This window comes from Massilia genomosp. 1, from assembly GCF_011682185.1.
GTDB lineage: Bacteria > Pseudomonadota > Gammaproteobacteria > Burkholderiales > Burkholderiaceae_D > Telluria_A > Telluria_A rubra.
Window position 1 is genome coordinate 1 of the sequence record NZ_WHJF01000143.1, and the last position, 13408, is coordinate 13408.

Annotated in this window: 9 protein-coding genes, 1 tRNA gene and 1 pseudogene; all 11 read right to left on the bottom strand. The window is 57.8% G+C overall.

Annotation, left to right across the window (positions count from 1 at the left end; all coding sequences use genetic code 11):
- Window positions 1–187: 187 nt before the first annotated feature.
- Window positions 188–451: a transposase gene (locus tag F1735_RS30430; RefSeq protein ID WP_166898794.1), complete on the bottom strand. Its 264-nt coding sequence runs from the start codon at window positions 449–451 to the stop codon at window positions 188–190.
- 115 nt (window positions 452–566) lie between these two features.
- A complete protein-coding gene (gene rpoC, locus F1735_RS30435) occupies window positions 567–4802 on the bottom strand; it encodes a DNA-directed RNA polymerase subunit beta' (RefSeq protein ID WP_167240417.1) in 4236 nt (1411 codons plus the stop codon).
- Window positions 4803–4943: 141 nt separating this feature from the next.
- Window positions 4944–9050 (bottom strand): DNA-directed RNA polymerase subunit beta, encoded by a 4107-nt coding sequence (gene rpoB / locus F1735_RS30440; RefSeq protein WP_167240418.1) that lies wholly within the window; start codon window positions 9048–9050, stop codon window positions 4944–4946.
- A 254-nt stretch (window positions 9051–9304) separates the two neighbouring features.
- Entirely contained in the window at window positions 9305–9679 is a 375-nt protein-coding gene (rplL, locus tag F1735_RS30445; protein WP_166880644.1) for a 50S ribosomal protein L7/L12, read from the bottom strand.
- A 109-nt stretch (window positions 9680–9788) separates the two neighbouring features.
- On the bottom strand, window positions 9789–10334 hold the full coding sequence (gene rplJ, locus F1735_RS30450) for a 50S ribosomal protein L10 (protein WP_166898802.1): 546 nt from the start codon (window positions 10332–10334) through the stop codon (window positions 9789–9791).
- 275 nt (window positions 10335–10609) lie between these two features.
- Window positions 10610–11305, bottom strand: a complete 696-nt coding sequence (gene rplA, locus F1735_RS30455) for a 50S ribosomal protein L1 (RefSeq protein ID WP_166880641.1) — start codon at window positions 11303–11305, stop codon at window positions 10610–10612.
- On the bottom strand, window positions 11305–11736 hold the full coding sequence (gene rplK, locus F1735_RS30460; protein ID WP_054265745.1) for a 50S ribosomal protein L11: 432 nt from the start codon (window positions 11734–11736) through the stop codon (window positions 11305–11307). The genes rplA and rplK overlap by 1 nt, the downstream gene beginning before the upstream one ends.
- A 226-nt stretch (window positions 11737–11962) precedes the next feature.
- The gene (nusG, locus tag F1735_RS30465) at window positions 11963–12592 is read right to left on the bottom strand and encodes a transcription termination/antitermination protein NusG (RefSeq protein WP_167240419.1); all 630 of its coding nucleotides are present in this window, start codon (window positions 12590–12592) and stop codon (window positions 11963–11965) included.
- Between the two features lies 1 nt (window position 12593).
- On the bottom strand, window positions 12594–12980 hold the full coding sequence (secE, locus tag F1735_RS30470) for a preprotein translocase subunit SecE (RefSeq protein ID WP_167076335.1): 387 nt from the start codon (window positions 12978–12980) through the stop codon (window positions 12594–12596).
- Between the two features lie 34 nt (window positions 12981–13014).
- A tRNA-Trp gene (locus tag F1735_RS30475) sits at window positions 13015–13090 on the bottom strand.
- A 106-nt stretch (window positions 13091–13196) separates the two neighbouring features.
- A pseudogene (locus F1735_RS30480) lies at window positions 13197–13408 on the bottom strand (elongation factor Tu); the annotation flags it as partial.

Below are 13408 nucleotides of genomic sequence, written 5' to 3' on the forward strand. Positions count from 1 at the left end.
GCTCGTCCTGGGTAAGCACAATCTCCGTCGCAATTCGCATTAGCTTTCTCCTGGTTGATGCACAAGAATAGCGCCTCATCCGCGATATTTCAATACGAAGCACTGAGAATGCAACACTACACTAGCGGGTTGATGCCATGTCGCTTACAGGCATGTCCCACGTTTACCAGCGCGACAGCTTGCGTCCTCACACGCGCCACTGCGCTGGAGCTGATGCACACAGGCGGCTGCCAGTCCACACCGGCCACTGCCATTGTTCGGCGCTCATCTGCCAGCATGCCTCGTCCGCCTCCAGCCAGACGAACTGGCCACGATGCAAACGGCGCATGTCCGCCGCCGTCGCCAGCCAGATCGCCTCGTCCGACAACTGCATCACAGCGCACGCATCAATTCCACCGTCGCCGGTGTATTTGTCGAGCGTACCCTTGTTGTCCAGGAGTGATCCGAACATGGTAGTGCTTTCATCATTCAAGTTCATTAGCTTAGCGCACAGCGTTCTGGTCATTGACAAAAAAACGGCACCGGGATTTCTCCTCGGTGCCGTTTTCGTGTGCGTCTAAGCTGGATTACGCTTCGTCGCTGTGCTGTGCAGCAGTGCTGTCTTCCATGGCTTGCAGCTCGGTCGCCATGTTGGCTTTTTCAGCGTCCAGCAGCGCCTTGCGCTCTTCCACTTCCCACGCCTCTTTTTCCTTCTTGGCACGGTGGAAGGCCAGGCCGGTACCGCCAGGAATCAGGCGGCCGACGATGACGTTCTCTTTCAGGCCGCGCAGACCGTCGCGCTTGCCCATGATCGCCGCTTCCGTCAGCACGCGGGTGGTTTCCTGGAACGATGCCGCCGAGATGAACGAATCGGTCGACAGCGATGCCTTGGTAATACCCAGCAGGACGTTTTCGTACGTCGCAGGGATCTTGCCAGCGGCAATCACGCGATCGTTTTCGTCCAGCAGCTCGGAACGCTCGACCTGTTCGCCGACGATGTAGTTCGCATCGCCCGCTTCCACGATCTGCACGCGGCGCAGCATCTGGCGCACGATCACTTCGATGTGCTTGTCGTTAATCTTCACGCCTTGCAGACGGTACACGTCCTGCACTTCGTCAACGATGTAACGCGCCAGCGCTTCGATACCCAGCAAACGCAGGATGTCTTGCGGATCGGCCGGGCCGTCCACGATCATCTCGCCCTTGTTCACTACCTGGCCGTCGTGTACCAGCACTTGCTTGTCCTTGGTGATCAGGAACTCGTGCTTGTTGCCGTCCATGTCCGTGATTTCCAGACGCTGCTTGCCTTTGGTTTCTTTACCAAACGCAACCGTACCCGTGACTTCGGCCAGCATGCCGGCGTCTTTCGGCGAACGCGCTTCGAACAGCTCGGCAACCCGTGGCAGACCACCGGTAATGTCGCGCGTTTTCTGCGATTCCGTCGGAATACGTGCCAGCACTTCGCCGACCGATACCGATTGACCGTCTTTGACCATGATCAGCGCGCCGACCTGGAAGCCGATCGCCACCGAGTGTTCGGTGCCGGCAATCTTGACTTCTTCGTTGACGTCGTTGAGCAGCTTGACCTGAGGACGCAAGGTCTTGGTCAGCGAACCGCGACGCTTGGCATCGATCGCCACCAAGGTTGCCAGGCCGGTCACTTCATCGACCTGACGGGCCACGGTGACGCCTTCTTCGACGTTCTCGAAGCGGACCGTACCGGCGTACTCGGTGATGATCGGACGGGTCAGCGGATCCCAGGTTGCCAGGGCCGTACCGGCCTTGATGACCATGCCATCCTTGACGATCAGGGTCGCGCCGTACGGCACTTTATGACGCTCGCGCTCACGGCCGTGGTCGTCCGTGATCAGCACTTCGCCGGAACGGGAAATGACGATCTGGGCGCCCTTGCCATTGGTAACGTAACGCATGGTCGCGGTGAAACGGATGGTACCGTTCGACTTCGCTTCCACCGACGAGGCCACTGCCGCACGCGATGCCGCACCACCAATGTGGAAGGTACGCATGGTCAGCTGGGTACCCGGCTCACCAATCGACTGCGCTGCGACAACACCAACCGCTTCGCCGGCGTTGACCATCATGCCGCGGCCCAGGTCGCGTCCGTAGCACTTGGCGCACAGGCCGAAGCGCGTTTCGCAAGTGAGCGGCGTGCGCACCTTGACTTCGTCGATCGACAGGCGTTCGATTTCTTCGACCATGTCTTCGTCGAGCAGGGAACCGGCTTCGTACAGCGTTTCCTGGGTTTCAGGATTGACGATGTCATGCACGTTGACACGGCCGAGGATACGGTCGCGCAACGGCTCGATCACTTCACCGCCTTCGACCATCGCCTTCATCAGCGCGCCGTTGGTGGTGCCGCAATCGTCCTCGATCACAACCAGATCCTGGGTCACGTCGACCAGGCGGCGCGTCAGGTAACCCGAGTTCGCCGTTTTCAGTGCCGTATCGGCCAGACCTTTACGAGCGCCGTGGGTCGAAATGAAGTACTGCAACACGTTCAGACCTTCGCGGAAGTTCGCGGTAATCGGCGTTTCGATAATCGAACCATCCGGCTTGGCCATCAGGCCTCGCATACCAGCCAACTGGCGAATCTGGGCTGCCGAACCGCGCGCGCCCGAGTCGGCCATCATGTAAATCGCGTTGAACGATTCCTGCGTCGACTTGGTGCCGTCGCGCTTGATGACGTCTTCTACTTTCAACTGGTCCATCATCGCCTTGCCGACTTCGTCCGAGGTCTTGCCCCAGATGTCGACGACCTTGTTGTAACGCTCGCCAGCGGTCACCAGACCGGAGGCGTACTGCTGCTCGATCTGCTTGACTTCCTGCTCCGCGGCGGAGATCAGGGTCACTTTTTGTGGTGGTACCAGCATGTCGTCGACGCAGATCGAGATACCGGCGCGCGTCGCGAGACGGAAACCGGACTGCATCAGCTTGTCGGCGAACACGACGGTGGCACGCAGGCCGCACTTGCGGAACGACGTGTTGATCAGCTTCGAAATCTCTTTCTTCTTCAGGGCGCGGTTCAGTACGGAGAACGGCAAGCCCTTCGGCAGGATTTCGGACAGGATGGCGCGGCCGACCGTGGTTTCATAGCGCGTGACGGTGCGCACGAATTCGTCGGTCTCGACATCTTTCGGGTTCTCGACGATACGCACGGTGATGCGGGTCGTCAGTTCGACTTCCTTGTTGTCGTAGGCGCGGATCACTTCCGAAACGTCGGTAAACAGCATGCCTTCGTTCTTGGCGTTGATCGCTTCGCGGGTCGCGTAGTACAGACCGAGCACGATATCCTGGGACGGCACGATCGACGGTTCGCCGTTCGACGGGAACAGGATGTTGTTCGACGCCAGCATCAAGGTACGCGCTTCCATCTGCGCTTCGATCGACAGGGGAACGTGGACCGCCATCTGGTCACCGTCGAAGTCGGCGTTGAACGCGGCGCAGACGAGTGGGTGCAGCTGGATGGCCTTGCCTTCAATCAGGACCGGCTCGAAAGCCTGGATACCCAGGCGGTGAAGCGTCGGCGCACGGTTGAGCATGACCGGGTGTTCGCGGATCACGTCTTCCAGGATGTCCCACACGACCGGTTCCTGGATCTCGACCAGCTTTTTGGCGGCCTTGATCGTCGTTGCCAGACCCATCAGTTCGAGTTTGTTGAAAATGAATGGCTTGAACAGTTCCAGGGCCATCAGTTTCGGCAAGCCGCACTGGTGCAGTTTGAGCTGAGGACCGACCACGATGACCGAACGGCCCGAATAGTCGACGCGCTTGCCCAGCAAGTTCTGACGGAAACGGCCGCCTTTACCCTTGATCATTTCGGCCAGCGATTTCAGCGGACGCTTGTTGGCGCCGGTCATCGCTTTACCGCGACGGCCGTTATCGAGCAGCGAATCGACCGCTTCTTGCAGCATGCGCTTTTCGTTACGCGTAATGATTTCCGGAGCGCGCAATTCCATCAGGCGCTTCAGGCGGTTATTACGGTTGATGACGCGGCGATACAGGTCGTTCAGGTCGGAGGTCGCAAAGCGGCCGCCGTCCAGCGGCACCAGCGGACGCAGTTCCGGTGGCAGCACTGGCAGCACTTCCATGATCATCCAGTCCGGCTTGATGCCCGAACGCTGGAATGCCTCGAGCACCTTGAGGCGCTTGGCGTATTTCTTGATCTTCGCTTCGGACTTCGATTCCTTGAGCTCAACGCGCAGGGCTTCGGCATCGCGGTGGATGTCGATCGAGCGCAGCAGTTCACGGATACCTTCGGCGCCCATGAAGGCGGTGAAGTCGTCGCCGTACTCTTCGTACTTGGCGGCGTAGTCGTCTTCCGACATGATCTGGCACTTCTTGAGCGGGGTCATGCCGGGATCGGTCACGACGTATGCTTCGAAGTACAGCACGCGTTCGATGTCGCGCAGGGTCATGTCGAGGACCATGCCCAGACGCGACGGCAGCGATTTGAGGAACCAGATGTGCGCGGTTGGCGAAGCGAGCTCGATGTGGCCCATGCGCTCACGGCGCACCTTGGCCAGGGTGACTTCGACGCCGCACTTTTCGCAGATCACACCGCGGTGTTTCAGGCGCTTGTACTTGCCGCACAGGCACTCATAGTCCTTGATAGGACCAAAGATCTTGGCGCAGAACAGACCGTCGCGTTCTGGCTTGAAGGTACGATAGTTGATGGTTTCCGGCTTTTTGACTTCGCCGTAGGACCACGAACGGATTTTTTCAGGCGACGCCAGACCAATCTTGATCGCGTCGAACGTTTCGTTTTGCTGAACTTGCTTGAATAGATCGAGCAGTGCTTTCATGTATCACTCCAGGTGATGGAACTTCTATATTACATCCACCAATGCGTTGCGCCGTCGCCCCCGCGAAGGCGGGGGTCCATAGCACGGCAGATCCGAGGTGCTATGGGTCCCCGCCTTCGCGGGGACGACGAGGTGGCGCTATCAGTTACGCTCGAGGTCGATATCGATACCCAGCGAACGAATCTCTTTCACCAGCACGTTGAACGATTCCGGCATACCCGCGTCGATCACATGGTCGCCTTTGACCAGGTTTTCGTACACTTTGGTACGGCCGTTCACGTCATCCGACTTGACGGTCAGCATTTCTTGCAGCACATACGATGCGCCGTACGCTTCCAGTGCCCAGACTTCCATCTCACCGAAACGCTGGCCACCGAACTGGGCTTTACCGCCCAGTGGCTGCTGCGTGACCAGCGAGTAAGGACCGGTCGAACGCGCGTGCATCTTGTCGTCGACCAAGTGGTGCAGCTTCAGTACGTGCATGTAGCCAACGGTTACCTTGCGCTCGAACGATTCGCCGGTGCGGCCGTCATACATCGTGACCTGGTTCTTCGACGGTGTCATGCCGAGTTTGGTCGCGATATGGTCAGGATACGCCAGGTCCAGCATGCGATGGATTTCCGACTCGTGCGCACCGTCGAACACGGGCGTTGCGAAAGGCACGCCGTTCTTCAGGTTTTGCGCCAAGGTCATGATCTCGTCGTCGCTGAAGTTGTCCAGGTCTTCCGTCTTGCCGGTTTCGTTGTAGATCAGGTTCAGGAACTTGCGCATTTCCACGACCTTGGCTTGCGCTTTCAGCATTTCGCCGATGCGCAGGCCCAGTCCCTTGGCTGCCCAACCCAAGTGGGTCTCGAGAATCTGACCGACGTTCATCCGTGACGGCACGCCCAGCGGGTTCAGCACGATGTCGGCCGGGGTACCGTCCGCCATGTACGGCATGTCTTCGACTGGCACGATACGGGAAACCACACCCTTGTTACCGTGACGGCCGGCCATCTTGTCGCCCGACTGCAGGCGGCGCTTGACGGCCAGGTAGACTTTGACCATCTTCTGCACGCCAGGTTGCAGCTCATCGCCTTGGGTCAACTTCTTGCGCTTCTCTTCGAAGGCCAGGTCGAACTGGTGACGCTTCTCGGCGATCGATTCCTTGATCGCTTCGAGGGCGGTGGCGGCATCGTCGTCGGCTGGACGGATATCGAACCAGTGGTACTTGTCGAGGTCGTCGAGGTACTCTTTGGTAATCTTCACGCCCTTGGCCAGCTTTTTAGGGCCGCCATTGACAACTTTACCAATCAGCATTTTTTCCAGACGCTGGAAGGCATCGCCCTCGACAATACGCATCTGGTCGTTCAGGTCGAGGCGGAAACGCTTGAGTTCATCATCGATGATCTGCTGGGCGCGCTTGTCGCGGACGATGCCTTCACGGGTAAACACTTGCACGTCGATCACGGTGCCAACCATGCCCGAAGGCACGCGCAGCGAGGTGTCTTTGACGTCCGATGCCTTCTCGCCGAAAATCGCGCGCAGCAGCTTTTCTTCCGGGGTCAGCTGGGTTTCGCCTTTTGGCGTCACTTTACCGACCAGGGTGTCACCTGCTTGCACTTCAGCACCGATGTAGACGATGCCGGACTCATCCAGACGAGCCAGCTGGTTCTCAGCCAGGTTCGAGATGTCGCGCGTGATTTCTTCGGCGCCGAGCTTGGTATCGCGTGCAACCACCGACAACTCTTCGATGTGAATCGAGGTGTAGCGGTCGTCCTTGACGACGTTTTCCGAGATCAGGATCGAATCTTCGAAATTCAGACCGTTCCATGGCATAAATGCCACCAGCATGTTCTGGCCCAGGGCCAGTTCGCCCAGGTCGGTCGAGGCGCCATCGGCGATCACGTCGCGCTTGGCGACGCGGTCACCGACCTGCACGATCGGACGCTGGTTGATGTTGGTGTTCTGGTTGGAACGGGTGTACTTGATCAGGTTGTAGATGTCCACGCCGACTTCGCCCGCGAGTGCTTCGTCGTCGTTGACGCGAATCACTACACGGCCTGCATCGATGTAATCGACCACGCCGCCACGCAGCGCTTGCACGGTGGTGCCGGAGTCGACTGCCACGGTGCGTTCGATACCGGTACCGACAAACGCTTTTTCAGGGCGCAGGCAAGGAACGGCCTGGCGCTGCATGTTGGCGCCCATCAATGCGCGGTTCGCATCATCGTGTTCGAGGAACGGAATCAGGGACGCTGCGACCGACACGATCTGGCCTGGGGCGACGTCCATGTACTGGATGCGCTCTGGCGAGACCAGGATCGTTTCGCCGGCTTCACGTGCGGACACCAGTTCATCGGACAAGGTGCCTTCGGACGAGATGGTCGCGTTCGCCTGGGCGATGATGTAGCGGCCTTCTTCGATCGCCGACAGATAGTCGATCTTGTCGGTGACCATGCTGTTTTCGACCTTGCGGTACGGCGTCTCGAGGAAGCCGTATTCGTTCAGGCGGGCAAACAGGGCCAGCGAGTTGATCAGACCAATGTTCGGGCCCTCTGGGGTTTCGATCGGGCACACGCGGCCGTAGTGGGTCGGGTGTACGTCGCGCACTTCGAAGCCGGCGCGTTCGCGGGTCAGACCACCAGGTCCGAGCGCGGAAACGCGGCGCTTGTGGGTGATTTCCGACAGCGGGTTGGTCTGGTCCATAAACTGCGACAGCTGGGACGAACCGAAGAACTCGCGAATCGCGGCCGAAATCGGCTTCGAGTTGATCAGGTCGTGCGGCATCAGGTTGTCTGCTTCGGCCTGGCCGAGACGTTCCTTGACGGCGCGCTCAACGCGCACCAGGCCGGCGCGGAATTGATTCTCCGCCAGCTCGCCCACGCAACGTACGCGACGGTTACCCAGGTGATCGATATCGTCGACTTCGCCGCGGCCATTGCGCAGTTCCACCAGGATCTTGATCACGGCCAGCACATCGTCGTTCGACAAGGTCATGGCGCCGGTCAGTTCATCACGGCCGATGCGGCGGTTGAACTTCATGCGGCCGACGGCCGACAGGTCGTAGCGCTCAGGGCTGTAGAACAGGCCGTTGAACAGGGCTTCGACCGAGTCTTCGGTTGGCGGCTCGCCTGGACGCATCATGCGGTAGATGGCGACCTTGGCGGCCATCTGGTCGGCGGTGTCGTCGATGCGCAGGGTTTGCGAGATGTAGCCACCCTGGTCGAGGTCGTTCGTGTACAGGGTCTGGATTTCGCTGACCGACGCGTCGCGCAGACGGCCGAGCACGTCTTCGGTCAACTCGTCGTTGGCCGAAGCGATGACTTCGCCGGTATCGGCATCGACGATGTTCTTGGCCAGTACACGACCCAAAAGGTAGTCTTCTGGCACCGAAATGTGCTTGATGCCGGCCGCTTCGATATCGCGCACGTGCTTGGCGTTGATACGCTTGTCTTTCAGCACCAGGGTCTTGCCGCTCTTGTCCACGATGTCGAAACGCGCGACTTCGCCACGCAGGCGTTCGGCGACGAATTCCATCTCGGCGCCTTCGGAGCGCAGGTTGAAATTGTCGAATACGAAGAAGTTCGCCAGGATCTGTTCGTGCGACATCCCGATGGCCTTCAGCAGGATCGTCACAGGCATCTTGCGGCGACGGTCGACGCGGAAGAACAGGATGTCCTTCGGATCGAACTCGAAGTCCAGCCACGAGCCGCGGTACGGAATGATCCGTGCCGAGAACAGCAGCTTGCCCGACGAGTGGGTCTTGCCGCGGTCGTGTTCGAAGAACACGCCAGGCGAACGGTGCAGCTGCGAGACGATGACACGCTCGGTACCGTTGATGACGAACGAGCCGGTAGTCGTCATGAGCGGCAATTCGCCCATGTAAACTTCTTGCTCTTTCATTTCCTTGACCACAGGCTTGGTTGGCGATTCTTTATCCAGAATCACCAGGCGCACCTTGGCGCGCAGCGGCGACGCGAACGTCAGGCCACGCTGTTGGCATTCCTTGACGTCGAAAGCCGGGTCACCCAGGACATACGACAGGAATTCGAGACGCGCAAAACCATTGTGCGACACGATAGGGAAAATCGAGGTGAAAGCCGACTGCAGGCCGTCGTTCTTGCGGGTCGACGGGATGGTATCCGCTTGCAAGAAATTCTCGTAGGATTCGAGCTGTGTAGCCAGAAGGAAGGGAACGTTGTGAACGTTGGCGCGCTTCGCGAATGACTTGCGAATGCGTTTCTTCTCAGTAAATGAGTAGTGCATGGACACTCCGTGAGTGACAGAAAGGATGAGAATTCAGGAATTTCCAGGGCCGGGCGCGCACTAGAAAGGCCTCAAGTCTCGAACTTTATGCCAGGTGATAAGAAGATAATACGAATACGACTGGGTGCTGCTTAAGCGTTACTTATACGACAGGGACGACAAAAGAGCCAAAGCCGCATCCTCCCCCTTTCGGGAGAGGACCGCAAGCTTTGACTCCGGCGCAGAACTGAACGCCAAATAAGGCTTTGTTGCTATTACTTGATTTCGGCTTTCGCGCCAGCATCTTCCAGCTTTTTCTTGCCGGCTTCAGCGTCAGCTTTCGAGATCGCTTCTTTAACGGTTTTTGGTGCGCCATCAACCAGGTCTTTAGCTTCTTTCAAGCCCAGGCCGGTGATTTCGCGAACTGCTTTAATGACGCCAACTTTGTTCGCGCCGAAATCGGCCAGAACCAGGTTGAATTCGGTCTGCTCTTCAACAACAGCTGCAGGACCTGCACCAGCGCCGCCGCCAACTGCGACTGCAGCTGCCGATACGCCGAATTTTTCTTCGAATGCCTTGACCAGGTCGTTCAGGTCCATTACGGACATTTCGCCAACTGCTGCCAGGATGTCGTCTTTGCTGATTGCCATTTGAAACTCCATTTATTTTGTGGAGGACAGGGCCGCTGTGCGGCAATGTCCTCTAATACATTGTATAGATTGGTATTGACTAAAAAAGTGCAAGGGTCATCGCGAACGATTACGCTGCTGCTGGGGCTTCTTCTGCTGCTGCAGTTTCTTCTGCGGCAGGAGCGGCGCCTTCGCCTTTTTTCGCTGCCAGGGCAGCCAGACCACGTGCAAAGCTCGACACCGGCGTCAGCATCAAACCCAGGATCTGGGAGATGAGGACTTCACGGCTAGGAATGCTTGCCAACGCGACAACAGCTGCTTTATCCAGCTGTTTGCCTGCGTAGTTACCTGCGGTAATAACCAGTTTGTCGTTGGTTTTAGCAAAGTCAGCGATGACTTTAGCTGCTGCAACGGCATCATCCGAGATCGAGTAGATCAGCGGACCGACCATCGAGTCGGCCAGGTTAGCAAACTGCGTACCTTCAACGGATTTGCGAGCCAGCGTGTTCTTCAGAACACGCAGGTACACACCCTGGGTACGCGCTTTGGCACGAAGTTGCGTCAAGTGACCAACCTGGATGCCACGATATTCGGCCACGACGATCGTTTGCGCAGTTGCTACTTTTGCGGAAACTTCGGCGACGACGGCCTTTTTGTCATTCAGATTGAGACCCACGGTCAACCTCCTAAAATGATACGCGGCGAATGCCTTGCATCGGTTCGAACAACGGCGTCCGACGTTTAGAAGTACAACTGAGCGGATGAATTCACGCAGCGGGACTAACAAAACTTGCTCGGGTACACCATCTGCGTTGGGTGGTCTATTAACCTCCGGCCTGCCTGCTGCCATCAGCCCAACGGTCTTTGATTGTCTGCCCGGACTTGCGCCCGGACATCCCAAAGAATCGCCACGGTTTGCACCGTGGACTTAATTCAGTACTGACTGACGGCTTAGGCCGCGAGCGAAGCCTGGTCGACGCGAACGCCGGCGCCCATGGTCGACGACAGTGCAACCTTACGCAGGTAAACACCTTTCGACGACGTTGGCTTGGCCTTGTTCAGCGCATCGATCAGCGCAACCAGGTTGGCTTTCAGGTCAGCGTCAGCGAACGATTTACGGCCGATCGTTGCGTGGATGATACCTGCCTTGTCGGTACGGTACTGAACCTGGCCGGCTTTCGCGTTTTTCACGGCGGTAGCGACGTCAGGAGTAACAGTGCCGACTTTCGGGTTAGGCATCAGGCCGCGTGGTCCCAGGATCTGGCCCAGGGTACCAACGATACGCATGGTATCTGGCGAAGCGATGACGATATCGAAAGGCATGTTGCCGGCTTTAACCATCTCAGCCAGGTCTTCCATACCAACGATGTCGGCGCCGGCAGCTTTTGCTTGCTCGGCTTTGTCGCCGGTTGCAAATACTGCAACGCGAACGGTTTTGCCGGTGCCTGCTGGCAGAACGACGGAGCCGCGCACGACTTGATCCGACTTCTTGGGATCCACGCCCAGCTGAACCGATACGTCGATCGATTCGTTGAACTTGGCGGTGGCGAATTCTTTCACCAGAGCGACTGCATTGTCGAAACCGTAGGACTTGTTACGGTCGACTTTGGCTTTGATTGCTTTAACGCGTTTGGACAGCTTAGCCATTACAGACCCTCCACCGTGATGCCAATCGAACGAGCGGAACCGGCGATGATGCGCACTGCGGCATCCATGTCGGCAGCGGTCAGATCCGGCTGTTTGATTTTAGCGATTTCTTCAGCTTGAGCGCGGGTCAGCTTGCCTACCTTGGTGGTATGTGGCGTTGGCGAACCTTTGGTGATGCCGGCGAATTTCTTGATCAGGTAGGTCGCTGGAGGCGTCTTCATCACGAAGGTGAAGGACTTGTCGGCGAACGCGGTGATCACGACCGGAATTGGCATACCTGGCTCTTGACCCTGGGTCTGGGCGTTGAACGCCTTGCAGAATTCCATGATGTTCAGGCCGCGCTGACCCAGTGCTGGGCCAATCGGTGGGGATGGGTTTGCTTTACCAGCTGGCACTTGCAGCTTGATAAAACCAATGATTTTCTTTGCCATGATGGCTCCTATCTTGGATTGAGTAGTAGCGCCCCGCCGGTACAATCATGGCAGGGCTCCTCTTATCGAATTCCGCTCGACTACCGCGACGCCCCGATTAGGCGCTACCGTCGCCCTTACCACCGTCGCCCCCGCGAAGGCGGGGGCCCAAGTTAGCTGCGTAGACGACGGCGCCAAACTTGGATCCCCGCCTGCGCGGGGATGACGGCTTTCAGGACAACGGGTATTAAACTTTCTCGACCTGGCCGAACTCGAGTTCGACCGGCGTTGCACGACCGAAAATGGTGACCGAGACGCGCACTTTGGATTTCTCGTAATTGACTTCTTCGACGTTGCCGTTGAAGTCGGTGAACGGACCATCCTTGATACGCACTTGCTCGCCCACTTCGTACAGCACTTTTGGACGTGGCTTCTCGATGCCTTCTTGCATCTGCTGCATGATCTTGTCGATTTCGCGCGCGGGAATCGGCGTCGGCTTGTTCGACTTACCGCCAATAAAGCCGGTGACCTTGCTGGTGTTCTTGACCAAGTGCCAGGTCTCGTCCGTCATTTCCATTTCAACCAGCACATAGCCCGGGAAGAAACGACGTTCGGTGACCGACTTCTGGCCATTCTTGACTTCGACAACTTCTTCGACCGGCACCAGGATGCGGCCGAACTGTTCTTGCATGCCGGCGCGCTCGACGCGCTCGGTCAATGCACGCATGACACTTTTTTCCATGCCGGAATAAGCATGCACAACGTACCAGCGCTTGTTACTGACTGGGACGCTCAGCGCTGCGGCAACTTCTTGCACAGGCACTTCTTCACCTGGCACTGGAGCGGCGCTCGCATCATCTTGCACATTTTCGCTCATGTTATTTCCAACCCAGGATCACGTCGTACAACAGAAATTCAATCGTCTTATCCGTGCCCCACAGGAACAGCGCCATGACGGTCACAAACGCGAACACGATACCGGTGATCTGCATTGCTTCTTTGGGAGCGGGCCAGACGACTTTTTTGGTCTCGCGAACCGATTCCTTGGCGAAGCTGAGGAATTCACGGCCACTGGACGAAGTCCACAAAAGCAGGACGGCAAAAACTAAACCAGCCGCGAGTGCGACGGCGCACATCCAAGCTGGTTTACTTTGGCCTTTCAGGTAGAAAAACCCGACGACCCCTGCAATCGCGGCAACCACTGCCAGCGCGACTTTCAACTTGTCGTTTGACGTGCTGACGGTTTGCACGGATTGATTAGACATACGTTTTTACTTTCGGTGCCCTGCACCAGAACGGTGGCAGGGACGGAGGGCATCGAACCCCCAACCTTCGGTTTTGGAGACCGACGCTCTGCCAATTGAGCTACGTCCCTACGTAAAACTTCAGTGGAATCAGAAATTATACCATCGTGCGGCCGCTGATGGCAATCAATGATTTCGGCGGGGCGCCGGACGCATGTCCGGGCCCGCCCTTACTCATTACTTACCAGCGACTTCGCTGAGAATCTTTGCAACAACACCTGCACCAACGGTACGGCCACCTTCGCGGATCGCGAAACGCAGACCTTCTTCCATCGCGATCGGGTTGATCAGCTTGACGGTGATCGACACGTTATCGCCTGGCATAACCATTTCTTTGTCCGCTGGCAACTCGATCGAACCAGTCACGTCCGTGGTACGGAAGTAGAACT

Bases quoted from the DNA above. Each gene is read 5' to 3' on its own strand.
- rpoB (WP_167240418.1), bottom strand. From the start codon at position 9,050: ATGCACTACTCATTTACTGAGAAGAAACGCATTCGCAAGTCATTCGCG.
- rpoC (WP_167240417.1), bottom strand. From the start codon at position 4,802: ATGAAAGCACTGCTCGATCTATTCAAGCAAGTTCAGCAAAACGAAACG.
- secE (WP_167076335.1), bottom strand. From the start codon at position 12,980: ATGTCTAATCAATCCGTGCAAACCGTCAGCACGTCAAACGACAAGTTG.
- nusG (WP_167240419.1), bottom strand. From the start codon at position 12,592: ATGAGCGAAAATGTGCAAGATGATGCGAGCGCCGCTCCAGTGCCAGGT.
- rplK (WP_054265745.1), bottom strand. From the start codon at position 11,736: ATGGCAAAGAAAATCATTGGTTTTATCAAGCTGCAAGTGCCAGCTGGT.
- rplA (WP_166880641.1), bottom strand. From the start codon at position 11,305: ATGGCTAAGCTGTCCAAACGCGTTAAAGCAATCAAAGCCAAAGTCGAC.
- F1735_RS30430 (WP_166898794.1), bottom strand. From the start codon at position 451: ATGTTCGGATCACTCCTGGACAACAAGGGTACGCTCGACAAATACACC.
- rplL (WP_166880644.1), bottom strand. From the start codon at position 9,679: ATGGCAATCAGCAAAGACGACATCCTGGCAGCAGTTGGCGAAATGTCC.